This is a genomic window from Nocardiopsis sp. KDC1DS13DA1, from assembly GCF_055632325.1.
In genome coordinates this window covers 26626-52514 of sequence record NZ_JBVMUY010000023.1, presented here as the reverse complement: position 1 = coordinate 52514, position 25889 = coordinate 26626, and the positions used below count along the sequence as shown (strand labels likewise).

General features: G+C 73.5%; 20 protein-coding genes. 12 read left to right on the top strand and 8 right to left on the bottom strand.

Features of this window, described 5'->3' with window-relative positions:
- Window positions 1-37 precede the first annotated feature (37 nt).
- The 5 genes from ACTVAJ_RS15620 to ACTVAJ_RS15600 all read left to right on the top strand — a co-directional run bounded on the left by ACTVAJ_RS15620 (window position 38) and on the right by ACTVAJ_RS15600 (window position 5475).
- A complete protein-coding gene (locus tag ACTVAJ_RS15620) occupies window positions 38-1243 on the top strand; it encodes a cupin domain-containing protein (protein ID WP_470388882.1) in 1206 nt (401 codons plus the stop codon).
- Window positions 1240-2091 carry a hypothetical protein gene (locus ACTVAJ_RS15615; RefSeq protein WP_470388881.1) on the top strand — a complete coding sequence of 284 codons (852 nt, stop codon included), beginning with the start codon at window positions 1240-1242 and terminating at the stop codon, window positions 2089-2091. The genes ACTVAJ_RS15620 and ACTVAJ_RS15615 overlap by 4 nt, the downstream gene beginning before the upstream one ends.
- A 27-nt stretch (window positions 2092-2118) precedes the next feature.
- Window positions 2119-3333, top strand: a complete 1215-nt coding sequence (fahA, locus tag ACTVAJ_RS15610; RefSeq protein ID WP_470388880.1) for a fumarylacetoacetase — start codon at window positions 2119-2121, stop codon at window positions 3331-3333.
- A gap of 413 nt (window positions 3334-3746) precedes the next feature.
- On the top strand, window positions 3747-4196 hold the full coding sequence (locus ACTVAJ_RS15605; protein WP_470388879.1) for a pyridoxamine 5'-phosphate oxidase family protein: 450 nt from the start codon (window positions 3747-3749) through the stop codon (window positions 4194-4196).
- A 244-nt stretch (window positions 4197-4440) separates the two neighbouring features.
- Entirely contained in the window at window positions 4441-5475 is a 1035-nt protein-coding gene (locus ACTVAJ_RS15600) for a hypothetical protein (protein WP_470388878.1), read from the top strand.
- A gap of 65 nt (window positions 5476-5540) precedes the next feature.
- Here the strand turns inward: ACTVAJ_RS15600 and ACTVAJ_RS15595 are convergent, their stop codons facing one another.
- Window positions 5541-6395, bottom strand: coding sequence for an SDR family oxidoreductase (locus ACTVAJ_RS15595; RefSeq protein ID WP_470388877.1), 855 nt, complete (start codon window positions 6393-6395; stop codon window positions 5541-5543).
- Window positions 6396-6581: 186 nt separating this feature from the next.
- On the opposite strand from ACTVAJ_RS15595, the gene ACTVAJ_RS15590 reads away from it, so the two are divergent.
- Window positions 6582-9269: an AAA family ATPase gene (locus ACTVAJ_RS15590; RefSeq protein ID WP_470388876.1), complete on the top strand. Its 2688-nt coding sequence runs from the start codon at window positions 6582-6584 to the stop codon at window positions 9267-9269.
- 135 nt (window positions 9270-9404) lie between these two features.
- On the opposite strand, the gene ACTVAJ_RS15585 is transcribed toward ACTVAJ_RS15590, so the two are convergent.
- From ACTVAJ_RS15585 to ACTVAJ_RS15570, 4 genes are read right to left on the bottom strand one after another with little or no spacing between them, the layout of a single operon-like run.
- Window positions 9405-9854, bottom strand: coding sequence for a carboxymuconolactone decarboxylase family protein (locus ACTVAJ_RS15585; protein WP_470388875.1), 450 nt, complete (start codon window positions 9852-9854; stop codon window positions 9405-9407).
- A 49-nt stretch (window positions 9855-9903) separates the two neighbouring features.
- A complete protein-coding gene (locus ACTVAJ_RS15580) occupies window positions 9904-11091 on the bottom strand; it encodes an aminotransferase class V-fold PLP-dependent enzyme (RefSeq protein WP_470388874.1) in 1188 nt (395 codons plus the stop codon).
- A gap of 1 nt (window position 11092) precedes the next feature.
- Window positions 11093-12412: a pyridoxal-phosphate dependent enzyme gene (locus ACTVAJ_RS15575; RefSeq protein WP_470388873.1), complete on the bottom strand. Its 1320-nt coding sequence runs from the start codon at window positions 12410-12412 to the stop codon at window positions 11093-11095.
- On the bottom strand, window positions 12409-13887 hold the full coding sequence (locus tag ACTVAJ_RS15570; protein WP_470388872.1) for a type III PLP-dependent enzyme domain-containing protein: 1479 nt from the start codon (window positions 13885-13887) through the stop codon (window positions 12409-12411). Before ACTVAJ_RS15570 ends, ACTVAJ_RS15575 begins: the two co-directional genes overlap by 4 nt.
- Window positions 13888-14246: 359 nt before the next feature.
- Between ACTVAJ_RS15570 and ACTVAJ_RS15565 the strand changes: the two genes are divergently transcribed.
- The gene (locus ACTVAJ_RS15565; protein WP_470388871.1) at window positions 14247-16754 is read left to right on the top strand and encodes an FGLLP motif-containing membrane protein; all 2508 of its coding nucleotides are present in this window, start codon (window positions 14247-14249) and stop codon (window positions 16752-16754) included.
- Between the two features lie 43 nt (window positions 16755-16797).
- Here ACTVAJ_RS15565 and ACTVAJ_RS15560 read toward each other — a convergent pair whose 3' ends face one another.
- Window positions 16798-17424, bottom strand: coding sequence for a TetR/AcrR family transcriptional regulator (locus tag ACTVAJ_RS15560; protein ID WP_470388870.1), 627 nt, complete (start codon window positions 17422-17424; stop codon window positions 16798-16800).
- A gap of 61 nt (window positions 17425-17485) precedes the next feature.
- Here ACTVAJ_RS15560 and ACTVAJ_RS15555 point away from each other — a divergent pair, with 61 nt between their 5' ends.
- Window positions 17486-18898, top strand: coding sequence for an aldehyde dehydrogenase family protein (locus tag ACTVAJ_RS15555; protein WP_470388869.1), 1413 nt, complete (start codon window positions 17486-17488; stop codon window positions 18896-18898).
- A 36-nt stretch (window positions 18899-18934) separates the two neighbouring features.
- Here ACTVAJ_RS15555 and ACTVAJ_RS15550 read toward each other — a convergent pair whose 3' ends face one another.
- Both ACTVAJ_RS15550 and ACTVAJ_RS15545 read right to left on the bottom strand, forming a co-directional pair.
- Window positions 18935-20512, bottom strand: a complete 1578-nt coding sequence (locus ACTVAJ_RS15550; RefSeq protein WP_470388868.1) for a polysaccharide deacetylase family protein — start codon at window positions 20510-20512, stop codon at window positions 18935-18937.
- A gap of 469 nt (window positions 20513-20981) precedes the next feature.
- Window positions 20982-22046, bottom strand: a complete 1065-nt coding sequence (locus tag ACTVAJ_RS15545; protein WP_470388867.1) for a pyroglutamyl peptidase — start codon at window positions 22044-22046, stop codon at window positions 20982-20984.
- A gap of 181 nt (window positions 22047-22227) precedes the next feature.
- Here ACTVAJ_RS15545 and amaB point away from each other — a divergent pair, with 181 nt between their 5' ends.
- From amaB to ACTVAJ_RS15525, 4 genes are all read left to right on the top strand, one after another.
- Complete coding sequence (gene amaB / locus ACTVAJ_RS15540; protein ID WP_470388866.1) at window positions 22228-23775, top strand: L-piperidine-6-carboxylate dehydrogenase; 1548 nt, start codon at window positions 22228-22230, stop codon at window positions 23773-23775.
- A 423-nt stretch (window positions 23776-24198) separates the two neighbouring features.
- Window positions 24199-24648, top strand: a complete 450-nt coding sequence (locus ACTVAJ_RS15535) for a hypothetical protein (RefSeq protein ID WP_470388865.1) — start codon at window positions 24199-24201, stop codon at window positions 24646-24648.
- A gap of 139 nt (window positions 24649-24787) precedes the next feature.
- Window positions 24788-25276, top strand: coding sequence for a MarR family winged helix-turn-helix transcriptional regulator (locus ACTVAJ_RS15530; protein WP_470388864.1), 489 nt, complete (start codon window positions 24788-24790; stop codon window positions 25274-25276).
- A 59-nt stretch (window positions 25277-25335) separates the two neighbouring features.
- Entirely contained in the window at window positions 25336-25764 is a 429-nt protein-coding gene (locus ACTVAJ_RS15525; RefSeq protein ID WP_470388863.1) for an organic hydroperoxide resistance protein, read from the top strand.
- The last annotated feature ends 125 nt before the right edge of the window (window positions 25765-25889 follow it).

The following is a 25889-nucleotide window of genomic DNA, read 5'->3' as shown; positions in this document are numbered from 1 at the left end:
CGCACGGCCCCACGACCACGGTAAGGAGATCACCGCCATGGCCCACTACCGCAGTGTCGGCGAGGTGCCCCGCACCCGCCACACCCAGCACCGCAACCCCGACGGCGGCCTGTACTACGAGGAGCTCATGGGGGAGGAGGGCTTCTCCAGCGACTCCTCGCTCCTGTACCACCGCGCGATCCCGTCGGCGATCGTCGACGCCGCAGAGTGGGAGCTGCCCGACCTGACCCGCACCCGCAACGCGCCGATGGTGCCCCGCCACCTGAGGCTGCACTCGCTCTTCGCCGACCAGGACTGGAAGGCCGCCGACGTCGTCGAGTCGCGCCGCCTGGTCCTGGGCAACGACGACGTGCGCATCTCCTACGTCGTCGCAGGGGCGCCCTCGGAGCTGTACCGCAACGGCATCGGCGACGAGTGCGTCTACGTCGAGTCCGGCCAGGCCCGGGTGGAGACCGTCTTCGGCGCCCTCGACGTCGGCCGCGGCGACTACGTCGTCCTGCCGCGCGCCACCACCCACCGCTGGGTGCCCACCGGTGACGGGCCCCTGCGCGCCTACGTCGTGGAGGCCAACAGCCACATCGCTCCGCCCAAGCGCTACCTGTCCCGCTACGGGCAGTTCCTGGAGCACGCCCCCTACTGCGAACGCGACCTGCGCGGCCCCTCCGAGCCGCTGCTCGCCGACGGCGAGAACGTGGACGTGCTCATCAAGCACCGCGGCGACGGCCCCGGCGGGATCTCCGGCACCCGCTACACCTACCCCACCCACCCCTTCGACGTCGTGGGCTGGGACGGGTGCCTGTACCCGTACGCGTTCAACATCGACGACTTCCAGCCGATCACCGGCCGGGTCCACCAGCCGCCGCCCGTCCACCAGGTGTTCGAGGGGCACAACTTCGTCATCTGCAACTTCGTGCCCCGCAAGGTGGACTACCACCCCGAGTCCATCCCCGTGCCCTACTACCACTCCAACGTGGACTCCGACGAGGTCATGTTCTACTGCGGGGGCGACTACGAGGCCCGCAAGGGCTCCGGCATCGGGCAGGGGTCGATCTCCCTGCACCCGGGCGGCCACTCCCACGGCCCCCAGCCCGGCGCCTACGAGCGCAGCGTCGGCGTGCACTACTTCGACGAGCTCGCCGTCATGGTCGACACCTTCCGCCCGCTCGACCTGGGCGAGGGCGGCCTGGCCAGTGACGACGGCGGCTACGCCTGGACCTGGGCGGGCGGGAGGAGGAACCGGTGACCCACCCCCTCTACCGCCGCCTGTTCGACGACGCCGCGCTCTTCCCGCCCGGCAACGCCCCCATGGGCCAGGCCGTGCCCGCCCACCGCGGGTACCGCGCCGGGTGGCGCGACGGCTACGTCGGCCCGTTCCTGGTCGCCGACGGCCGGGTGGCCGAACTCCGCGCCGTCCTGGCCAGGGAGGAGGACGCACCCGGGCCGCTGCCCGTCGTGGTCACCGTCCCCGGCGGCCCCGACGGCATCGGCCCCGCCGTGGAGTCCGTCCTGGCCGACCCCGCGCTGCGGCTGGTCGGGGTCGAGACCGCGGCGGCGCCCGGCGCGGCCGGGGATGCCGCCCGGCGGCTCACCCGCCACCTGCCGCCGGGCGCGTCCGGGTTCGTGGAGGTCTCCCGGCGGGGGGACGTGCCCGCCGACCTGGACGCCCTGGTCGGCACCGGCCACAGCGCCAAGTTCCGCACCGGCGGACTGACCCCCGAGGCCCACCCCGACGAGGCCGAACTCGCCGCGTTCGTGGCCGCCGCGGTGTCCCGTGAACTCCCGTTCAAGTGCACCGCCGGACTGCACCACGCCGTCCGCCGCACCACGGCCGAGGGTTTCGAGCAGCACGGGTTCCTCAACCTGCTCGTCGCCACCGCCGCGACCGTCGACGGAGCCGGAACCGACGACCTCGCCGGGGTCCTCGCCGACCGCGACGCCGCAGCCCTGGTCGACGCCGCCGCCCGGCTCACCCGGGACCAGACCGAGGCCGTCCGCGGGCGGTTCGTCTCCTTCGGCACGTGCAGCGTCGTCGACCCCCTGGAGGACCTGGTCGTCCTCGGCGCACTGGTCCCCGACGCCCGGCCGCACTGACCACCACCACCGTAGAAAGCGACAGCGATGCCCGACACCTGGCTCGACCTGGACCCGGACGCGCCGTTCGGCCCGGCCACCCTGCCCTACGGGGTGTTCAGCACCGACACCGACCCCGCCCCGCGCACCGGCGTCGCGATCGGTGACCACGTCCTGGACCTGGGCGCCGCCGCCCGGGCTCTGGAGGCCCCCTTCGCCGACACCGTCGCCCAGCCCGACCTCGACGCCCTCCTGGCCGCCGGACGGCCCGTATGGGACACCGTGCGCGCCACCCTGACCGCGTGGTTCACCGACCCGGCCCACGCCGACGCGATCCGCCCGCACCTGGTCGACCGGTCCTCGGTCCGGCTGCACCTGCCGTTCACGGTGGCCGACTACGTGGACTTCTACGCCTCGGAGCACCACGCGAGCAACGTCGGCCGGATGTTCCGCCCCGACCAGGAGCCGCTCACGCCCAACTGGAAGCACCTGCCCATCGGCTACCACGGCCGGTCCGGCACCGTCGTGGTCTCGGGCACCGACATCGTGCGCCCCACGGGCCAGCGCAAGCCCCCGACCGAGCCCACCCCCCTCTTCGGGCCGTCGGCGCGCCTGGACATCGAGGCCGAGGTCGGTTTCGTCGTCGGGACACCCAGCGCCATGGGCGAGCGCGTCGCCGTGGACGACTTCGCCGACCACGTGTTCGGGGTGTTCCTGCTCAACGACTGGTCCTCGCGCGATCTCCAGGCGTGGGAGTACGTGCCGCTGGGCCCCTTCCTGGGCAAGTCCTTCGCGACGTCGGTCTCGCCGTGGATCGTGCCGTTGGCCGCCCTGGAGTCGGCGCGGGTCGAGCAGCCCGCCCAGGACCCCGAACCGCTGCCCTACCTGCGCGGCAGCCAGCACTGGGGACTGGAACTGGACCTGGAGGTGCGGATCAACGGGTACACGGTGTCGCGTCCGCCGTTCGCCACGATGTACTGGACGGCCGCCCAGCAGCTCGCGCACATGACGGTCAACGGTGCGTCGCTGCGCACCGGCGACGTGTACGCGTCGGGCACGGTCAGCGGTCCCGAGCGCGGGCAGCGCGGGTGTCTGCTGGAGCTGACCTGGAGCGGCAGGGAGCCGCTGCGGCTGCCCGACGGTACCGAGCGCACCTTCCTGGAGGACGGCGACGAGGTGGTCATCACCGCGACCGCGCCCGGCCCGGACGGGACCCGGGTGCACTTCGGTGAGGTCACCGGCCGGATCCTGCCCGCCCGGTAGCCCCGCCCCCCGCTGACCAGGCCCCGCGCACCCTTCCGAGGGCGGACGTGCGCGGGGCCTCCATGCTGATGTGCGCCGTTCCGGTGCGAACAAAGGCAGATGAGATCAATGCCCGGTCTCGTCACGGAAAGGAGGTGGGGATGCGGGAATGCGTGCCGGAGTCGGGGATCGTGTCGTCTGTGGTGGGTGGAGGTGCACCCGGCACGCCGGTGGACGGCCCCGTGCCACCGCGAACGGGAGAGGGCTCACCACGAATACGGCGTGGACTCCTGTCGCTGGTGCCGATCCGCACGACTACGGCGGTACCGCCTACTGATGGTCGTACGCGAGGGCGCGGCACGGAGCATCCGATCACTGGCGGAGCGGGCGAGGCGGGGCTCGTACCCCGCCCCCGCGTCCCTAGCCTGAGGGGCATGCCTACCCCCTCCGAGACTCGGCGCCCACACCCCTTCGACGTCGACGCCTTCCTCCAGCGCCCCCTGGTCGCCCGCGTGGCCACCATCAACTCCGTCGGCGCACCCGCGGTCAGGCCGGTCTGGTTCCTGTGGGAGCGGGGCTCCATGTGGTGGATCACGGGTTCCTACGCGGTCGTGGCCAAACACCTGGAACGCGACCCGCGCGCCTCCGCGGTCGTGGACACCTGCGATCTGGAGCGCATGGAGTTCCTCCAGGTGACCATGCACGGCCGGGCCGAGGTGGTGCCCTTCGACCCGGCCCTGGCGCGGCGCAAGCTGCGCCGCTACCTGGGTGACGACGAGACGACCTGGCACCCGGACTTCCGGTACTACGCCGACGATGGCCGCCTGGTCCGCTTCACGCCGGACCGTACCCTCGTCCAGGACCTGTCCAAGACCGTGGACTGATGTACCGGGCGGCCGCCCGGCAGTTCGCGCGCATGACGGTGAACGGGTGCGCCGCCGCTTCGCGCTCCCCACGGCCGACGTCGCCCCGATCCCGGCGGGCACGCTCGCCGGTCCGGTCGTCACGGTCCTCATGGCGGTGGGGGAGCGGGCCCCGTGATCCGTGCAACCGTCCGTTCGTTTGCCGCGTCGAAGGTGCGACGCGCACACCCTGACGCGCGACGGCACGGAAGGACCCGGCCCGTCCATGAAGCTCGCGAAGGACCACGACGGCACACGCCCCGTGTTCGACCCGACCCTCCCCGAGGAGATGCTCCGGGGGCTGCGCACGGACACCGTCGAGATCAGGCAGGCTCCCGCGCGGGCGCGGCCACGGCTACTGCGAACCCGGAGGGAACGCCTGGTCACAGGGGCGGTCCCCTTCACGGTGACCCTGTCCGCGGTGGCCGTGTGCGACTTCGTGCTGGGTCCCTCCGCCGACGCGGCCGCCATCGGCGTGGGTTTCCTGGGGCTGTTCGCCTACATACCGGTGCGCCTGTCCGGGAAAGGCATGAAGAACGTGGGAAGGAGCCTGGTCGCGGGGTTCTTCGCCTCCCTGGGGACGGTGGGGCTCACGTTCATCGTCGGGACCTTCATCTACTTCCTCTTCGTCCACCTCCTGCGGTACGCACTCTTCGTGTCTCTCGGGAAGCGGGAGGAGTACCTCGTGCCCGCGGACCGCTTCGTCGACCCTGCCACGCTCGGATACGAGGCGCGCGGGAGGCTGCGCCGGATCCAGGGCGCGTGCGACCGCGTGGAGCAGGCCCAGCGCCTGATCCCGGACTTGGACGCCCGGTCGGCACTGGTCGTCCTGCGCGAACAGGAGTGGCTCGCGGCGCGCGACCTGGCCCGGATCGCGCCGCTCGGCGCGCAGGTCTCCAGGCTGAGTGCCGAGGCCGCCTCCGACCGGGTCCGTGAGGCCGTGCGCCCCCGGGCGGACGCGGTGAGGGAGGCCGACCGCCAGGTGGACCGTCGACTGGGCCGGGTCGACAGGTACATGCTCCCGGTGGACGCGGCACTCACCGCCCACCGGGAGTGGGAACAGCTCTCCCAGTTGGCCGGAGGCACCGATGGCTACGCCGACCTGCTCGCGCGCGGCGGCTCCGAGCCCGCCGGGCCGCTTGCGCACGACCTCCGCGGGGACCCCGCGCTGCTCGCGGTGCGGACCGCGATCCAGGAACACGTGCGCGAGGCCCACGAGGCGGCTCTCTGGCTGACCTCGGCGGTCGGGGACAACGGTTAGGCCGCGCTGCCCCGCGTGTCCGCGGACACGCGGGGCAGCGGCCCCCGGCGCTCGACCGGGGAGCGTCACGCCGGGGTGAACACGGCGGCGTGGTCCCGGGCGAACCCGGTGACGTCGCGTGCGGGATGGCCGGTGAGGTCGGCGACCGACGTGTGCACCTGGGCGGCCTCGCCCCTGGCGTAGTGCGCGTAGTCCTCCACGAGGCCGTCGAGCTGCCACGGTGGCAGGACACCGGTCAGGGCCGCGGTGAACCGCTCGGCGGACGCCTCCCGGAAGGTGATGTCCCGCCCGGTCGCGGCGGAGAGCGCCTGGGCGATCTGCTCGTGGGTCACGGCCCGGGGGCCGGTCAGCGTGTAGGTGCGGCCGGTGTGCCCCGTGCCGGTCAGCACGGCCGCGGCGGACTCGGCGATGTCCCTGGTGTCGACGGCGCTGACGGCGGCGCCGCCGATGGGCGCGGCGAACCAGCCCCGCGTGATGGTTCCGGCGAAGCCGATCAGCGCCTGCATGTAGAGGTTGGGGCGCAGCACGGTGTGCTCGATCCCCAGCCGCCGCACATGCGCCTCGACCTCGGCGTGCCAGCGCAGGAACCGCACCGGCGAGTCGGCGCGCGCCGCGTACTGCGAGAGCAGCACGAGCCGCCGCACGCCGGCGGCACGGGCGAGGTCGGCGAAGCGGATCTGGAGCGCGGCGGCGTCCTCCGCCGAGGGGCTGTTGAGGAAGACGCCGTCGACGCCTTTGAGAGCGGCGGTGACCGACTCCGGATCCCGCAGGTCGGCGACGGCGTTCTCGACACCGGGAACGGGACGGCCGGGGTCGCGGGTCATGGCGCGGACCGTGACGCCACGGGTTCGCAGGGCGGGGACCAGGGACGATCCGACGGTTCCGGTCGCGCCGGTCACGAGTACGGTGGGGGCGTCCATCGTGCTGTGTTCCTTCCTCTGGGCAGCCGGGACCTGTTCCCGGCGGGTGCGTCTGGGGTTCGGCGTGTTCCGGGGGAGCCGGGACCGCGCCGCCACACCACGACGATCGCGCGGACCAGCCACCGCTCGCGTCGGTGACGATCACCTACTTCGGCGGCGGACGGCGTCCCGCGTAGGGTTGGCGCCATGCCCGCGCCGTCTCCCCGCCCGCTCGTCGGCCGACGTGACGAGATCGACCGTCTGCGTACCCTCATCGGCGCCGCGCAGCGGGGCGAGGGCGGTGCGCTCGTCCTCCGCGGCGAGCCGGGCATCGGCAAGAGCGCGCTGCTGGACCACCTCGAACACACGGTGCCGGAGCGGTTCCGGGTCATCCGCGCCTCCGGAGCGGAGTTCGAGGGTGAGCTGCCGTTCGCGGCACTGCACCACCTGTGCGTGCCGGTGCTGGCCCACCTCGACGAGCTGCCGGCCCCCTACCGTGACTCCCTCCTGGTCGCGTTCGGGTTGGCCGAGGGCGAACCGGACCCGTTCCGCGTCGGCCTCGCCGCGCTCGGACTGCTGGCCGCCGCGGCGGCCGATCGGCCGCTGCTGTGCGTCGTCGATGACGCGCACTGGATGGACACCGCCTCGACGAGGGCGTTGACGTTCCTGGCCAGGCGCGTGGCGTCGGAGCCGGTCGCGGTGGTGTTCGCGGCCCGCGACTCCGGAGCCGCCCGTGAGCTGGACGAGCTGCCCGGACTGGCGGTCGGCGGCCTGGGGGACGCGCATGCGCGCACCCTGCTGGCGCGGGAGAAGGCGGTGACGCTCGACGAGCGGGTGCGCGACCGGGTTCTCGCCGAGGCGCGCGGAAACCCGCTGGCCCTGATCGAGCTGCCCAAGGCCGGCGGTTTCGTACTGCCCGCGCCGTCGCCGGTCGCGGTTCGGATCGAGCGGAGCTTCCAGGCCAGGATGGCGGGGCTGGCCCCGGACGCGCGCCTGCTGCTGATCCTCGCGAGCGCCGACCCCACCGGTGACCCGGGTCTGCTCTGGGAGGCGGCCCGGAGGTCGGGTCTCGGCGGGGGCGCCGCGGGTGCCGCCGCCGAGGGGTCCGGGCTGGTGCGTTTCGGCACGCGTGTGCGGTTCTGCCACCCGCTGGCGCGTTCGGCGGCCTATCGCGCGGCCGGGCCTGAGCGGCGCCGCGCGGCGCACCGGGCACTGGCCGACGCCACCGACCCGGTCGCCGCACCGGACCGGCGGGCCTGGCACCGCGCCCAGGCCACCAGCGGTCCGGACGACGATGTGGCGGCGGAGCTGGAGTCGTCGGCCTCGCGCGCGCGGGCACGTGGAGGTGTGGCGGCCGCCGCCGCGTTCCTCGAACGTGCGGCGGTGCTGTCCCTCGACCCGGGGCGGCGGACCGAGCGCACCCTCGCGGCCGCGCGGACCACACTCGACGCGGGCGGGGCGGACGCGGCGGCGGAGCTGCTGGCCGGTGTCGACACCGAGACGCTGGATGATCTCCAACACGCGTCGGTCGACCTGTTGCGCGGGCGGATCGCCCTCGTCGGCGGCGCGGACGGGGCGGTCGGCGGCCCGGAGCTCATCCTGAGGGCGGCACGGCGGCTCGCCGCCGTCGATCCGCGACGGTCACGCGCGTGCTTCGTGGCGGCGCTGGAGACGGGGCTCGTCGTGGGCAGGGCCGCCGGCGTGATGGAACGGGTGCTCGACGCGGCGCGTGCGACCGCACCGCGACTGGAGCCGGGGGCGGACCCCGATCTCCTCGACGCGCTGGTGCTGTGGGGCACCGAGGGTCACCGTACCGGTGTTCGGGAGCTGCGGCGGGCGCTCACCGGCGACGACGCCGGGTGGGCCCGGGCGCCGGCGCTGGCCACGATGGTCGCGGGCGAACTGTGGGACATGGACCTGCACGCGGCGGTCGTCGGGTGGCTGGTGCGCACCGGCAGGGACACCGGATCACCGGTCACCAGTCGGCTCGGCCTGTCCCAGGTGGCGGTCTCCGCGGTGCTCACCGGTGACTTCGGGCGGGCGATGGCCGCGATCGCCGAGGAGGAGGCGATCGCCGACGCCCTCGGCGACGTGCCGCAGATGTACCCGAGAGTGCGCCTGGCGGCGATGCGCGGCCGCCGGCGGGAGGCGCTCGACCTGTTCGCCGAGGCGGCGAGGCGGGGCACGGGGCAGTTGGCCGCGAGCGCTCCCGGGCCGGAGGCCGTGCTGTACAACGGCCTGGCCGAGTACCCGGCCGCGATGGCCGCGGCCGGGCGTGCCGTGGCGGAGGGCGGGCTGTACCACGCGAGCGTCGCACTGCCCGAGTTGGTGGAGGCCGCGGTCCGGTGCGGAGAGGACGCCGTCGCGGAGGCGGCGCTGGAGTCGCTGCTCGAGCGCACGGAGCCCGCGGGAACCGCGTACGCCCGCGGCGTCGCGGCGGGCGCGCGGGCACTGGTGGGCGGAGGCGAGGACGACTACCGGGAGGCGATCGGGCATCTGGCGGGCGGTCCGCTGGCTCCGGAGCTCGCGCGGGCGCACCTACGGTACGGGGAGTGGCTGCGCCGTGCGGGCCGCCGTCGCGACGCGCGTGAGCACCTGCGCACCGCGCACGAACGACTGTCGCAGATCGGGATGGAGGCGTTCGCCCGGCGGGCGGCCGACGAGCTGCGCGCGACGGGGGAGGTGGCCCGCAGCCGCTCCGGGCACACCCGTGACAGCCTGACCATGCAGGAGACGCACATCGCGCGCCAGGTCGCGGCGGGTGCCACGTCCAAGGAGGTGGCCACACGCCTGTTCATCAGTCCCCGTACGGTGGACGCCCATCTGCGCAACATCTTCCGCAAGCTCGGTGTCACCTCGCGCAGGCAGCTCAGGGACCTGACCGACCTCCGATGACACGGAGCGGGGCCCGGACGCGCCAATAATGAATCTACGACGTAAAGGTGGCCGTTCGGTCGACCACCTTCCAACACGCACGGGGGTGCGCCCGGCAACGCGCCGGACGCACCCCGGGATCCGCACGAGCCGCCCTCACGAGGACCGGCGACCCACCGCCACGTCCACCTGGTTCACCGCGTTGGCCGTGGCGATCGAGAACACCAGGTGGGCCAGCTCGCCCTCGCTGAACCTCGCCTCGGCCTCCGCCCACACCGCGTCGGGCACCGGTCCGCGCCCGGTGGCGGTCATCGCCTCGGCCAGCTCCAGGGCGGCCCGCTCCTTGGGCGTGAACAGGTCGGTCTGCCGCCACACGGCGACCGCGTGCAGGCGGCGGTCGCTCTCGCCCTTCCCCGCGGCGGTCTGGGTGTGCTGGTCCACGCCGTGGGCGTTGCCGACCAGTTGGGCGGAGCGCACCAGGACGAGTTCGGTCAACAGGGGGTCCAGGAAGCCCACCGCCTTGTCGTGCAGGGCGGCCAGGGCCGTGTTCAACTGGGGAGCCACCCGGCGCGGCTCCATGCGGGGTTCGGAAAGCACGTCACTCATAGTGCAGAGGTTAGCGCTTCGGGTGACTTTCTGGGAGTGGTTTCCATGTTCACAAACTCCGGAGGACCGCCAACAGCGCGTCGATCTCCTCGACGGTGTTGTACACGTGCAGGCTCACCCGCACCGACCCGTCCCCCGGCTCCGCTCCCGCCTGGCAGTGGCTGTCCGACCGCACCATGAACCCGTGGCTGAACAGGATGAATCCCAGGTCGCCCGAGCTGATCCGCTCGTGCCGGAACGCCACGATCGACGACCGCCGCTGCACGGGGGAGCCCTCGGCCAGGCTCAGCTGGCACCCCAGCACCTCGAAGGCGGGGAGTGCGCCCAGCCCCCCGGTCAGCCGGGCCGCCAGCCCCGCGCACCAGCGGTCGATCCGCTCCACCCCGGCCCCGTCCAACCAGTCCAGGGCCGCCGCCAGGCTGGCGATCCCCACCGTGTTCGGCGTGCCGTCCCATCCGCCGGGGGAGAACCGCGGCCCGCGCGCCTGCCGCGCCCACACCGCTCCCGTCCCGGGCAGCGCCAGCGCCTTGTGCCCGGAGAAGACCACGAAGTCCACGTCCAGCGCGTCGACCGACACCGGCAGGTGCCCCACGCTCTGCGCCGCGTCCAGGCAGATCACCGTGTCCGGGCCGACCGCCTCGCGTACCCGGTGGACGTTCATGTCGCCCCCGTAGACGTGGTGCACGTGGGTCAGGGCCGCGAACCGCGTCCGGGGTCCGACCGCCTCGGCCAACGCGTCGGTGTCGTAGTCACCCGACCCCGCCTGCCTGGGCATCTCCACCACCCTCACCCCCACCCCGCGCCGGGACAGCGTGTCGCGCGCCTCCAACCACGGGGACAGGTTGGCCTGGTGGTCGGCGAACGGGACGACGATCTCGTCCCCGTCCGCCAGGAACCCCGTCAGCCAGTCCAGGGCGATCCTGCGCAGCCCCTCGGTCGTTCCGCCGACGAAGTGCACCGACGACCGCGCGGGCTCCGGGTCGCCGAGGAAGGCCCCGACTCGCCCACGGGCGCGCTCCACCATCGCCGTCGTCGCGTTGGCCCAGGGGTAGGTGCCGCGCCCCGCGTTGGCGTTGCCGCCGACCAGGTAGGCCTCGACCGCCTCCAGCACCGCGCGCGGCTTCTGCGACGTGGCCGCGCTGTCCAGGTAGGCCAGGCCGGGGTGTCCGGTGATGATCGGGAACTCCTCGCGCAGGGACCGCTGCCAGTCCCCGAGGTCCTCCCACGCCCCGCCCACCTCAGTCCCGTCCCAGCGGGGCGCCGGCGTCGCGCCAGGCGATGATCCCGCCCGCCAGGCTGCGCGTGTCGGGGTGGCCCATCCGGGTGAGCAGGGCGGCGTAGCGCGCCGACTGCTCACCGACCGGGCACGCCAGCAGGACGGGCTGCCGTGTGCCGAACGGCAACCCGCCGCGCAGCATCTCGTCGAAGAGCTCGTCCACGATGTTGACCGACCCCTCGATGTGCAGCGCCGCGTAGGCGAAGGGGCTGCGCAGGTCGACGACCAGCGGCCGCTCCTTCGCGATCCAGGCGCGTGCCTCGGCCACATCCAGAGCGGGGGCGGCCAGGACCTCCTCCTCGGTCAGGCTCGCCACCGAGTTGGCCGCGGGCGGTCGGCGGAACAGCTCCGGGCGCAGCCGCCGGACGTAGCTGAGGTAGCTCTCGCACCGGTCGCACACGATGAACACGGCCGTGGCCCGCCCGGTCAGGGTCGCGTCGACCCCGCGCAGGTGTCGCACGGCCCCGAAGTAGGCCGCGCCGCCCGTGGGGCCGGCCAGGATCCCGCACCGGCGGACCAGCGTCAGCATCCCCTCGACCGCGTCCTCGGCGCTGACGTCCTCGATCGTGTCGTACACGCCCGGGTCGAACAGCCCCACCTCGTGTACCTCGTCGATGGTGCGGATGCCCGGGATGAAGTCGGACTTGGAGCCGACCAGCCCGACCACGCGCGTGGTCGGGTCGTGCTCCCGCAGGACCCGGGCCACCCCCGTGGAGGAGCCCGCGGTGCCCACGCACGCCACGAAGTACTCCGGGGCCCGGCCGTCCAGGTCGGCGACGATCTCCGGCCCCGTCCCCGCCGCGTGCGCGTCGGCGTTGCGCGGGTTGAAGTACTGGTCGGTGTGCAGGTGGGCGCTGTCGGGCGCGGACAGCTCCCGGTGGATGAGGGTGAGCGGGTCGTCGGTCAGCGTCGGATCCAGGCACTCGGTGCGCCCGGGCAGCTCCTCGATCTGCGCGCCCAGCAACAGGAGCAGGTCCTTGACCTCGGGCACCCGCATGCGGTTGGTCACGCTGCGGAACGGCAGGCCGTGCATCCCGGCGATGGCCGCCAGCGCCTTGGCCGTGTTGCCGCTGGACAGCTCCACGACCGTGGCGCCGGACCGCCGGGCCTCGGGCAGACCCGGGCGGGCCATGTTCCACGCCGCCCGGTCCTTGACCGACCCGAACGGGTTGAGCATCTCCAGCTTCGCGTACAGGTCGATGTTGCGCAGGCCGTGTACGGCCGGGTCGACGCGCACGAGCGGGGTGTCGCCGATGGCGTCGGTGATGCTGTCGTACCTCACGCCGACCTTCCTTCCGAACGCGAGACCGGCCAGTACTCCTCGTCGAGCGTCCACCGCCAGTGCCCCGGGCTCCCCCCGACCGCGACCTTGCGCGCCGGGGGTTGGTGCTGGGCGTGTGTGGCGGCGAAGTCCATGCAGTAGCCCGCGGTGTTGGCGAAGGCCAGCAGGTCGCCCGGGCGGGGCGGGCGGGGCAGGAAGACCCTGCGCCGGGTGATGAGGTCGCTCTCCAGGCACAGGCTCCCGGTGAGGAAGACGCCGACGGGTTCCTCGGCGCCGGAGGGACCGGCCGGGCCGGTGCCACCCCTGTCCAGCAGTATCGGGTCGACGAGCACGCCGTGGTCCTCCAGACCGATGTCGGTGGCCTTCGCGGCGAGCCGCAGCATGGCTGCGCCCGCCTCCCCCGTGCGGGTCTCCAGCACGCGGGCCAGGGTCAGGCCGCACTGGTCGAGCAGGGCGCGGCCCGGCTCCACGTACAGGTCGTAGAGGTTCTCCAACAGCAGACCGCCCAGAGTGCGGCCCAGGGAGGGGGCGGAACACGACAGCAGCGCGTCCAGGTAGGCGGGGCCCGCGTCGGGGCGGTGGGCCGGGTACAGGCTGAGCGAACCGCGCACGGTACCGCCCTCGGCGCGCAGGCCGTAACCGTGCCCGCCCCAGGTCAGAGGCGGTCGCTCACCCAGGACGGCGCGGGTCAGTTCGGTGGTGTAGCGGTCCCACTCGTCCCGGTCGTCGACGTAGCCCGCGCCGAACCCGCCGCCCACGTCGACGATCCTGGGCTGGAACCCCCGGGCGCGCAGGGCGTTCATCGCGTGCAGGCAGCCTTCGAGCGCGACCGCCTTCTCGTCGAGGCTGACGGTGTCCAGGTGGTAGGCGGTGCCGACGGGGTCGATCGCGTCGCGGTGCCGCTCCAGGTCGTCCAGCAGGCCGTCCAGGGCGGCGGCGGGGACGCCGAAGCGGCTCCGCCGTGACCGGATCGCCACCCCCGGCGCGGTGAATCCGGACAGCCGGACCAGGACGCGGACCGGGGACAGCCGGTGTTCACGGACGAGTCCGGCCAGGACGCCCAGTTCGGCGGGGCCGTCGATGTGGACGGTGGCGCCCACCAGTGCGGCCAGCCACAGGAACCCGGTGTCCTTGGGGCCGGAGGCCACGATCCGGTCGCCGGTGAACCCCGAGCCGAGCGCGTGCCGCAGTTCGCCCAGGGAGGCGACGTCGACCCCGGCACGGGTCGCCGCCAGGCGCCGGACCAGGGCGCTGGAGCGGTTGGCCTTGTGCGCGAAGAACTCGCGGCCGCCCAGCCGGTGGGCGCGGCGTACGTCGGCGAAGCGTTCGGCGTTGGCCGCGATCCGGTCGGGCAACAGCACGTCCAGGGGGGAGCCGAGCGCGTCGGTCAGGTCGTGGAGGAGGTCGGACGAGCCCAGGAGGGGCGCCAGCGGGGGTTCCAGCCGCGGTCGCAGGTACAGGGGGGCCTCGTCCACCCGGCTCTTCCTCCCCAGAGCGGAACACTCTCGACGGTCCTCCCGACTTCTTTCCAGTTGTCGCGTGCCTTACCCCCCTATGACCGCGGCTTCACCGGGGGTGAGGGGGCGGGGGAGAGGTCTGTCGAGGAAGGCGGTACTGCGACCCCCGCAAACTGTGACCAGGGTCACATCTGCGCGTGGTGGGAGGGGCACGGTGCGTCGTGGGCGCGACCCGCGCCCACGACGGCCCAGACGGACGCTCCCCGCGCAACCCCGGGAGGTCCGTCGTCCCATTGCGGCCAAACCCCTGCGCACATCCGGTCCGCCGGTCATAATCAGGTCCACACCCGTCGTCCGAAACGACCGGGAGATCCCCCATGATGCCCTCACCGCACGGTCCGCACAGGTCCCAGCACACGAGGGGCGGTGGTGCGCACCCCGTTCCCGGTCCCCGCGGGAGCGGGAACGCGCGTCGGCCGCACCCCCTCGCCTCCGCGCCCGGGCGGGTCCGGGTCCGGCCCGTCCCGCTCCTGGCGCGCCGCGCCGCCGCCGTGCTCGCCGCGGCCCTGCTCGCCCTCGGGCCGGGCGGCGCTCCTGCGGCCGCGACCGACGCCGACCCCGCAGCCCCCACGATCGACCCCTTCATCGACCGGTTCACCCCGGACCCCTCACCCCAGGAGCCCCCGGCGGCGGAGTACGCGGCTCGGGAGGTGACCGCGCACGAGCACACGTTCTGGACGCCGACCTGGTCGTTGGTCAAGACCATCGTGGTTCGGGACGCTCCGGCCTGTGCCCTGCCCGAGGGGGTGGAGGGCCCCTCAGCCGACGGGAGCAGGGGAGTACGGCTCAACGGCGCGCTGGCCGTGGGCGAAGGGCTGGAAGCCGTCCCGGTCCCCGAACCGACCGTCTACTACGCCGACCCCGACGACCTCGTCATCGAGATCGACGAGGCACTCCAGGCCCCTCCGGGGGAGACCGTCACGATCACGGTCGAGTGCCAAACGACCGACGACACCTGGGTTCCGGTCGGCGAGGGATCGTACTTCATCGACTTCGGGACGGACGTCCTCCCGCTGGGCCTGGAGTTCCCCACCACGGTCGACTTCGGCCCGGTCGTGGAGAACGGGCGGGTACCGCTCAGCCTCGCCGAACTGCCCACCGACGGGCCGGTCGGATACGCCGTCTCCGACCTGGACATCGCCGACGTGCGCGCGGTGCTGGACGGGGAGCCCGCGACGGTCACGGGTACGGACGAGGACGCGCAGGTGGTGTTCCCGCAGGACACGGAACCGGGCCTGCACATGCTCACCCTGACCTACGCCGACCCCGCCCTCTGGGAGGTGACCGTGCCCGTCATCAACGGGTACGCCGCCCCCGCGGTCGAGCCGCCGCCGACCGTCCCGAGCGAGGGCGACGGCGACGGCGTGCCCCGCCTGGAGGACCTGCGCACCGACCCGGTCACCCTCCTCGTCGCGGTCGCCGTCACCGCCGCGGCGATCGGTGCCGTGTGGCTGCTGGTCGGTTTCCCCTCCGACGTCTTCAACAAGTCCCTGGAGGGCAACCAGGGGCGCATCCGGGGCTGGTGGCACCGCCTGCGCGCCTTCGTCACCGGCCGCCCCGGAGAGCGCCGGGCCCTCCTCTCCCCCACGGCCGGGGCCGCCTTCGTCCTCTTCTGGGTCCTGTCCGCGGCCCTGCCGGTCCTGCTGAACTGGAACCCGGGCGCCGAGGCCACGCCGCTGCTGGACTTCCTCGGCCTCCTGATCGCCGTGTTCGCGGTCACCGTCGTCTACGCGTGGGTGGTCAACGCCCGCGACTGGGCCTGGTCGCAGGTCCCGGGCCGCTTCGAGGTCCTCCCCGGCGGCCTGGTGATCGTCGCGGTCTGCTCGCTCGCCTCCGCCGCGGCGGATTTCGAGCCCGGGTACTTCTACGGCCTCATCGCCGGGTTCGCCGCGGTCGCCGACCGCAGGTCGAAACTGGAGGTGCCCGCGGCGCGGCAGGACGCCTTCGTCCGGGAGAACGAGGGCCGTGCCACCCGTCTGGGCGCCTTCGCCGTCCTCGCCCTCAGCATCGTGTGCTACCTGTTCTGGAACTCCCTCAGCCCCCTCGTCGAGGACGGCGGCGCGCCGTTCGGGGTCCTGCTCATGGACAAGGCGCTGTTGGCCACCACCGTTCTGGGCATCCAGACCGTCGTCTTCGGCCTGCTGCCGATGAGGTTCCTCGACGGCCACCGGCTCTGGAACTGGGGACGGCTGCACTGGGCGGCGGCGTTCGTCCCGGGCCTGTTCGTCTTCGTCTACCTGCTCCACATGCACCCCGACCAGGTGGCGGGCAAGACCACCCCCGAGTCCCTCCTGTCCACGGCCGCGCTCTTCGTCGGCTTCGGCGTCCTGTCCCTGCTCGTCTGGGCCTTCTTCGTCTGGCGCGACCACCGCGCCCCCGCAGACGGGCCCCGGCTCGTCGCGGTGTCCACGTCCAGGTCCGGGGAGGCGGCCGAGGCCGCACCGGCCGCTTCCCCCGGGGCGGCCGCGTCGACGACGACGCCTTCGAAGGAGGCGGGCGAGCCCCTCGCGGACGCGGACGAGGCCGCTCCTGAGGGCGGGCGCGCGGAGCCGGTGCCCGTCGGTCCCGAGGCGGCGGACCCTGAGCCGGGGCACGGTGCGCCGGACGCGGACCGTGCCCGACCCGTGGAGTCCGCAGGCGAGGAGCCCGGCGAGGAGCAGCCGTCGCAGGCCCGCCGGGACGCGACCGGGGAACCGGAGGAGTCGCCGGTCACCGACTCCGCCGTCGGGGGCGGCGCCGATCCGACAGAGCCGACAGAGCCGACCGGAACGGATCCGGCCTCCGACGAGGCCGTCTCCGCGCAGGAGGCCTCCCGACAGGACTGACCGGCCGCCTGTCCCGGGCGGTCCGCGCCAGGTCGGCCACCGGCTACCCCTCCTTCGCGCCCAGGGCCCGCAGCAGGTACGGCAGCAGGCGCCCGGCCATGTCCGCGCCCGGGTCGGCCCCGGGCACGTGCGGGATGAGGAACGTGTGCGTGACCATCGGGCCGATCACCATCTCGCCGACCACCACCGGGTCCTGAACCGGCGCGATCTCCCCGCGTTCGGCGGCCCGCTCCAGCAGTGCCGCCACCCGGTTCTGCAGCGGCATGACGAACGCGTCGAACAGTACGTCCGCCAGCGCCTGGTTGTGCGCGGCCTCGCCCACGACCGCCCGCAGCAGCCGCCCCGAGGGGCCGTCGAGCGCCCGCGCCTTGTCGTGCAGCACCCGGCCCAGGTCCGAGCGCAGGCTTCCCGTGTCCAGGTCGGGTCCCAGGTCCTCGGCCCAGGCCTGGGCGGCCCCCACCACCAGGTGTTCCTTCGATCGCCAGCGCCGGTACAGCGTGGCCGTGGAGACTCCGGCGCGTTTGGCGACCGCGGCCGTGGTCAGGCCGCTGTACCCGTGCAGCTGGAGTTCGGTGAGCGTGGCGTCCATCAGCGCGCGGTCCCGGGCGGCGTCCCGCGGCCGCCCCCGTGCGGGGGCGGCGGACGCTTCGGGCAGATGGTCCGTGGTCATGCCCGGAATCCTATGTGAGCGGCCCTGTTGGAAACGAAACAGTTTCGTTTAGTATCGGCCCATGACCGAGACCCACGCCCCCAGCGAACCGTTGACCGACACCTCCGCGATCCCCGGGACCGTCGACCGCCTGCGCACCGCCTTCGCGGCCGGGCGCACCAAACCGCTCGCCTGGCGCCGCGACCAGCTGCGCGCCCTGCGCCGCCTGCTCACCCAGGAGCGCTCCGCGCTGGAGAAGGCCCTCGGTGCCGACCTGGGCAAGAGCCCGGTCGAGGCGCACACCACCGAGATCGGTTTCGTGGTCAACGAGATCGACCACACCCTCAAGCACCTGGCGTCGTGGCTGCGGCCCCAGCGGGTCTCCGTGCCGATGGCGCTCGCCCCGGCCAGGGCGCGCCGGGTCCGCGAACCCCTGGGCACCGTCCTGATCATCGCGCCCTGGAACTACCCGGTGAACCTGTCCCTGGCGCCCCTGGTCGGCGCCATCGCGGCCGGCAACACCGCGCTCGTCAAGCCCAGCGAACTCGCCCCCGCCACCTCCGCCGCCCTGGCCGAGTTGCTGCCCCGCTACCTGGACACCGAGGCGGTCGCGGTCGTCGAGGGCGGCATCCCCGAGAGCACCGCCCTGCTCGAACAGCACTTCGACCACATCTTCTACACCGGCAACGGCGCCGTCGCCCGCATCGTCATGGCCGCCGCCGTCAAACACCTGACCCCCGTCACCCTGGAGCTGGGCGGCAAGAGCCCCGTCATCGTCGAACCCGGCGTCGACCTGGCCGCCACCGCCCGCCGTCTGGCCTGGGGCAAGTACACCAACGCCGGCCAGACCTGCGTGGCCCCCGACTACGTCCTGGCCGTCGGTGGCGCCGCCGACGAACTGGAGCGTGAACTGGCCGCCGCCATCACCGAGATGTTCGGCGACGACCCCCGCACCAGCCCCGACTACGGCCGGATCGTCAACGAACGCCACTTCGACCGGCTCACCGCGCTGCTCGACTCCGGTACCGCCGTCGCCGGGGGAGACCACGACCGCGACTCCCTCTACATCGCCCCCACCGTCCTGGGCGGCGTCACCGCCGACACCCCGGTCATGGCCGAGGAGATCTTCGGCCCGGTCCTGCCCGTCGTGCGCGTCCCCGACCTGGACGCCGCCATCGCCTTCGTCAACGAGCGCGACAAGCCCCTGGCCCTGTACGCGTTCACCGACTCGGAGGAGACCAAACGCCGCCTGACCACCCAGACCTCCTCCGGGGCGCTGGCCTTCGGCCTGCCCATCGCCCACCTGGCCGTCCCCGACCTGCCCTTCGGCGGGGTCGGCGAGAGCGGTATGGGCGCCTACCACGCGGCGGCCTCGATCGACACCTTCTCGCACACCAAGTCGGTCCTGGACAAGTCCCTGCTCCTGGACACCATGAGGGTCGCCTACGCGCCCGTCACCGACCTCAAGGAGCGCATCCTGCGCCGCATGCTCTGACCGTCGGGGCCGCGCGGCCCCGACGGGCCGCGCGCCTCAGCCGTGCCGGGCGTCGGTGTACACGTCACCGGGGTCCAGCCCCTCCTCGAACATCTCGCCGACCGTCACGAAGTGGAACCCCTGGCGGTGCAGTTCGGACAGGACGTCGGGGATCGCCCGCACGGACGACTCGTGGATGTCGTGGAAGAGCACCACGCTGCCGGACGTGCTGTGCGAGATCGCGTGCTCGGCGACCTCGTCGGTGTTGCGACTGCGCCAGTCCATCGTGTCCACGTCCCACAGGATGATCGGCATGCCCACCGTCTCGCGCACGGTCCCGTTCAACGCGCCGTAGGGCGGCCGCATGGAGTGCGGGTCCGCGCCGGTCACGTCGCGCACCGCCTCGTTGGTGCGCGCCATGTCGGCCTCGATGTCCTTGGCCGACATGCCGCTCAGGTCGTCGTGCTTCCACGTGTGGTTGCCCAGTTCGTGCCCCTCGGCGGCCATCCGCTCCAGAGCCTCGGGGAACTCCTCGACCAGGGATCCCAGGACGTAGAAGGTCGCCTGGGCGTCGTATCCGGCGAGGGTGTCCATGAGCGCGTCGGTGTGCTCGCCGGGGCCGTCGTCGAAGGTCAGCGCCACGCACTTGAGCCGCTGGCAGTCCAGGCTGCCGCCCTCGGCGGACGGCCCCTCCTCGAGGAAGACGTCCGGGTCGGGGCCGGACAGGGCCGCCTCACGGGCCTGGAAGCCCAGTTCGGACAGGACCCCCTCGGCCTCCTCCGGTGCCACGGGGAGCATCACGTCGGAGACCTGGCCCGCCCCGGGCACCTGGGTGGGGTCCATGCGCACGGCCAGCCCGCCCGAGGTGCTGAACGCGACGTCCTCGAAGGGCGATCCGGACCACTCGTCCGCGACCTCCCGCGCCCGCTCGGCGTCGGGTGCTCCGGAGGGCTCCGCCTCCCCTGCCTCCGCGGCGGCCTCCGCGGCCCCCGCGGTCCCGGGGGAGGCCGCGGTGTCGTGCGCCCCGTCGGTGGCCCCCGCCCCCTCCTCGGCGCGCAGGGCGGCCTCGCCGACCACCCCGGGCAGGTCCGCCAGGGGCAGGCCGTAGTCGTCGCGAAGGATGTCGGCCAGGAGGACGTGGGCGCGCTCGACGGCCTCCTCGTCGCGGAACAGCGCCGTCCAGGGCAGGACCGCTCCGCTGTCGGAGTCGAACCACAGTGTCGAGGCCTCCCGGCTCTCCCGCATCCCCGCCGTGGACACGGCCGTCAACCGGGTTCCGACGACCTCCCGGGACGCGGCGAGCACGGACGCGTCCTGCCGCAGTTCGGGGCGTCCGCTCCCGGACAGCTCCTCGAGGAAGGCGGTCTGCCGCGCGGCCATGACGGTGCGCACCTCCCGGGTGAGCGGGTGCCCCGCGCCCAGGACCGGGTAGCGGTATCCGACCACGCTGTGGTCGGTCTCCACCACGTGCTCGCCGACGGTCATTCCCGGCACCTCGTCGAGCGGGAGGCCGATCGCCTCGGCGCGGTGCGGTGTGTGCTCGGCGGCGTGGCATCCGGGTACCAGCAGGAGCGCCAGGACGGCGCCGACGGATACGTTGCGTCGCAGTGAGGTGACAGCCACGACAGGGACCATACCGAAAGTTCCGCCCGGAGCGGCCGTAACGCGACACGCATGGCACGGAGCGTCACGAAACGAGGGCGGACGCGACCCGCGGTGCCCCGGGTGCCCCTCCCCGCGTCCCACACCCCGCCGTCATCCCCGCAGGACCGCGGAAGGGCACGCATGAGTGACGGTCACGGCACCGGGGGCCACGTGCCGCCTCCCGGAGGCCCGGGCGGATACCCGCCACCGCCGGGAGGCGGTTTCGGACCTCCTCCGCCCCCGGCGAGCCAGGGCGCGGCCGTCGGCGTCCAGGACCTGCACGGTCATCGCCTACGTCCTGTCCGGGCTCTCCGCGGCCGTCTGGAGCCTCGTCATCCTGCTCTACGGCGGCATGTTCCTGTTCACGCCCGCGACCGACGGCGGCCACCAGCCGGGACGGTATCCCAGGCACCGGGGCACGCCCGCCCGGCCCGGGGCGCGCCCCGGACGGGGAACGGGCTCAGCCGACGGTGGCCGCCACGATCTTCCTGAGCTGTGCCAGTACCTCGGCGTGCTCGGCCGGTGCCGTCGTCCGGGGCAGGTGCACGTGGCCCGCGGGGATCGACCGGCCCGAACGGTCGCGCAGCAGGGTGTTGCGGTAGGCGATCTCGTTGGACAGGTAGTCCCCTCCGCCGCCCGCGCGGGCGGCCGACCCCTCCGTGGGCCCCTGCGGCCGGCGCACCTCCTCCTCGGCCCCGGCCGGAACCTCGACCACCTCGCTGTTGGCCACCAGCGGGTAGCGTCCCGCGGCGCGTTCGGCGATCCGTCCGAACGGCAGGGAGGAGCGCGTCCACTCGGGCGCCTCCGGCCCGGGCACCGGGGCGCGGCCCGTGGCGGCGCGCCCCTCGTTGTCGGTGCCGCCACCGCGCCACACGCCGTTCCACACCTCCAGGTCGAACCGGTCGGGACGCCCCCGGCTCAGGGTGAGCACCGCGTCCGCGTCGGCGTGGTGGCGGCCCAGGGCCCGCTCCACCACACCCCCGTCGAAGTCCGACCAGCGCACGGGGAAGACCGCGGCGCGCACCACGGCGGTGCGCGCGCCGACCGGGAAGGTCCAGCCGTGCAGGTCGAGTGCGGCGGCCCCGGAGGGGTTGGAGCACTCCACGTCCTCGTCCAGGCGGAAGGGGTCGAAACCGGTCACCACGATCCGCACCCAGCGCTCTCCGGGCGGGAAGTCGATGTCGGAGAAGCCCCGCGACTCCCACTCCAACAGCCGCAGCAGGTCGGCGCGCTGCCCGTCGGTGAGGGCGAAGCCGGGACGCCAGGAGCGCAGCCGCGCCGAGAGCGCCAGACGGGCCCAGTACAGCGGGCGGTCGTCGGTGTCCCCGGCCTCGGCGCGCGTGGCCTCGGTCCACAGACGGGACCCGTGCGCGGCGACCGCCTCGCGCGCCAGTCCGAGGTCGGTGCTGGCCGCCAGGTCGGCGGTGAACAGGGGTTCGGCGGCGTCGAACCCGGACCGTGCCAGGATCCGTCTGGGGCCGGGGAGTTGGGCTCGGGCCTCTTCTGGGGTGGTGGCGTGCTGCACGGTTCCCTGTCTGTGTCGGGGGGCGGGAAGTGGGCCGGTCGAGTGTAGCGCCACGGAGCCGGGCTCCCGGGAGGGGCCCGCCGCGATCGTCCACAACCTCGACACCGGGGGTGGACCGCCGGGCCTGGAGTTGGCAGTGTGAGAACTGACATACCGTCCCTCTCAACGGAGAGAGCAACACATGCACACTGGCGCCCTTCCCGACACCGACGTCCTCGCCGACCGCGCGCGGACCGCGTTGGAGCGGTGCGGAGTCGACCGCCTGCGCGAACCCATCGGCGCGGCCGGAGTGGCCAGGACACCCATCACCGGCCAGATCCTCTTCCCCGTCGAGTTCGACACGCCCGCCTCGGCCGAACGGGCCGTCGGGGCCGCCCACGAGTGCTTCACCGCCGCCTGGCGGGACACGCCCGCGCCCGAGCGCGGCAGGCTCGTCCACCGCTTCGGTGAACTGCTGCGGGAGCACAAGGCGGACCTGGCCGAACTCGTGACGATCGAGGCGGGCAAGGTCACCTCCGAGGCCCTGGGCGAGGTCCAGGAGATGATCGACATCTGCGACCTGGCCGTGGGCATGTCCCGGCAGCTGTACGGACGCACCATGCCCTCCGAACGCCCCGGCCACCGTCTCATGGAGACCTGGCACCCGCTGGGCGTGGTCGGCGTGGTCACGGCGTTCAACTTCCCCGTCGCCGTGTGGGCCTGGAACACGTGCGTGGCCCTGGTCTGCGGCAACACGGTGGTGTGGAAGCCCTCCGACCTGACCCCGCTCACGGCGTTGGCCTGCCACGGCCTGCTGATGCGCGCCGCCGCCGGGGTCGGCGCCCCCTCGGACCTGCACACCGTGGTGCTGGGCGGCCGCGAGGTGGGCGAGGCGCTCGTGGACGACCCCCGGGTGGCGCTGCTGTCGGCCACCGGTTCGGTCGCGATGGGCCGGACGGTCGGTCCCCGGGTCGCCGCGCGGATGGGCCGGTGCCTGCTGGAGCTGGGCGGCAACAACGCGGCCGTGGTCACCTCGTCGGCCGACCTCGACCTGGTGGTGCGCGGCAGCGTCTTCGCCGCCGCGGGCACGGCCGGGCAGCGGTGCACGACGCTGCGCCGTCTGATCGTGCACGAGGACGTGGCCGACCAGGTCACCGAGCGTATCGTCGACGCCTACAAGCAGCTCCGGGACCGGATCGGCGACCCGTTCGAGGAGTCGACCCTGGTCGGTCCGCTGATCGGGGAGCGCGGGTACTCGGGCATGGTCAAGGCGTTGGACCAGGCCAGGGCCGACGGCGGTGACGTGCTGGTCGGCGGCGGGCGCCGCCTGGAGGAGGCCGGTGCGGACGCCTACTACGTGGATCCCGCCGTGGTGCGTATGCCCGGGCAGACCGAGATCGTTCAGGAGGAGACCTTCGCGCCGATCCTGTACGTGCTGACGTACCGCACCCTGGAGGAGGCGGTGGCGCTGCACAACGGTGTGCCCCAGGGCCTGTCGTCGGCGATCTTCACCCAGGACCAGGCCGAGGCCGAGCGCTTCCTGTCCTCGGCGGGCTCGGACTGCGGGATCGTCAACGTCAACATCGGGACCTCCGGTGCGGAGATCGGCGGTGCCTTCGGCGGGGAGAAGGACACCGGCGGCGGTCGTGAGTCCGGTTCCGACTCCTGGAAGGCGTACATGCGGCGGGCGACCAACACGGTCAACTACGGCGGGCAGCTGCCGCTGGCCCAGGGGGTCCGCTTCCTCTGAGAGGTGACCGCCGGGTCGTCGTCACGCCGACGGGCGGGGAGTGCGGGGATGGCCTCACGAACACCATCGTGCGGGTCCTCTCCGGAGGCGGTGGTGCGCTCCGGACACGGGCGCACCACCGCGGTGCCCGTCATACGGACGTTTCCGGCACCAGTCGTCGGCGTGCCGCCACGACGGCCCCTGGCCAGCCGCACGCTCCGCGTCGAGTCCGGGTCCGGTGGTGGCGAGCAGCCGCCGCGCCCGGGCGCTGTGAGCCGGGGGCGATCGAGGGCCGGTCCAGCCGCGCCCCGGGCGCCGTTGGTCGGGTTCGTGCCACCGGATCACGGCGGTCAGCCTGTCGTGTGGGCCTTCCGCGCCGCGTTTCCCCTCCCCGCGGGGTTCGTAGGCTGTCCCGGAACCGCGAACGTCGACCGGAGGCCGCGCATGACCCCCCCACCGCGTAACACCGCTGGCACCAGATCCTTCACGGACGCCCTTGAGGACGGGTGCTGGGGGCTCAGGGGCGGCAACCCCGCGATCGCCGAGCGAGACCTGCGTGACCTGCGACAGGGCCTACCCCTGCGCGCGGTGGCCCATCTGCGGCACGGCCGCTTCCTCCGGCAGGGCCTGTTGGTCATGCACCTGGCCGCCCCCGAGCGCCTCACCTGGCGCAGATGGCGCCCGTTTCGCCCGTACGCCGAACCGATCCCCGTCCCGTCGCCCAGCGAGGGGCTCGACGTGCGAGGGCCCGGCTCCTTCCTGGAGTTCCTCCTCGGGGACGTACGTGTCGTCTCCTTCAGCGCGGGGGGCCGGAAGTGGGAGATGGCCGTGGTCACCATCGACACCGCCGTCGTGACGACCGCCCTGACCGAGGCCGGGTCCTGGACACCGTGACCGCGGCCCTCTCCCGGAACGGGGAAGCCGGGGAGTGGCTCCGGAGAAAAAAGTTGTGCAAAACCATGTTGTGCACAACTAATCTCTGTTACGGTGGTGCCGATCGATGGACGTGCCACGCACGCGAGGGGGAGGAACCATGGCCGACGCCGACGGGGGCGACGCCCTCGCACTGGACAACCAGTTGTGCTTCTCCCTGTACGCGGCCTCCCGGGCCCTGACCGGGCTGTACCGGGAGCTCCTGGACGACCTGGGACTCACCTACCCGCAGTACCTGGTCATGCTCGTGCTGTGGGAACGGGGGACGCTCACCGTCAAGGAGCTGAGCCGGGCACTGCACCTGGACTCGGGCACGCTCTCCCCGCTGCTGCGCCGACTGGAGGCCGCCGGGCTCCTCACCAAGGAGCGGGGGGCCGACGACGAACGCGTCGTCGAGGTCACGGCGACCGAGGAGGGCGCGCGACTGCGCGCACGGGCCCGGGACATCCCGGAGCACCTGCTGTGCGCCGTCGACCTGCCCACGGACCGGGTGCGTGAACTCAAGGGGATCCTCGACCAGATCACCCGGTCGGTGGAGGCCGCCACCAGCGGGCGGGCAGCCGCCGGGCCCCCGACCCCGCGTGACTGAGCACCGTCACCGACATCCCACCACCCTCCGGCCCCGTGCCGGAACACAGAAAGGCAGTCATGGCAGTCGACATCCTGTACACCGCCAACGCCACCGTCACCGGTGAGGGCCGCGCCGGAACCGGCAAGACCGACGACGGCCGCCTCAGCGTCGACCTGTCCGTGCCCAAGGGCATGGGCGGCGACGACGGTCCCGGCACCAACCCCGAGCAGCTCTTCGCCGTCGGTTACGGCGCCTGCTTCCACGGCGCCCTGAAGAAGGTCGCCCGCGAGGCCAAGGCCGACGTCAACGGCTCCGTCATCGACTCCCAGGTCAGCCTGGGCAAGGCCGAGGACGGCTTCGCCCTCGTCGTCGACCTGACCGTCACCATCCCCGGCGCCGACCAGGCCGCCGCCGAGAAGCTCGTCGAGGCCGCCCACCAGGTGTGCCCGTACTCCCGCGCCACGCGCGGCAACATCGACGTCAACCTCACCGTCAAGACGGCCTGAGGCGCGTCCCTCCCGGAGCGCTGACTCCGGGGCGGTCACGGCGCCGGGGCGGGGGATCCACATCCCCCGCCCCGGCGTTGGCGTGTTCCGCGCGCCCCGGCCGTGCCCGGGCCCGGGCGCCGACC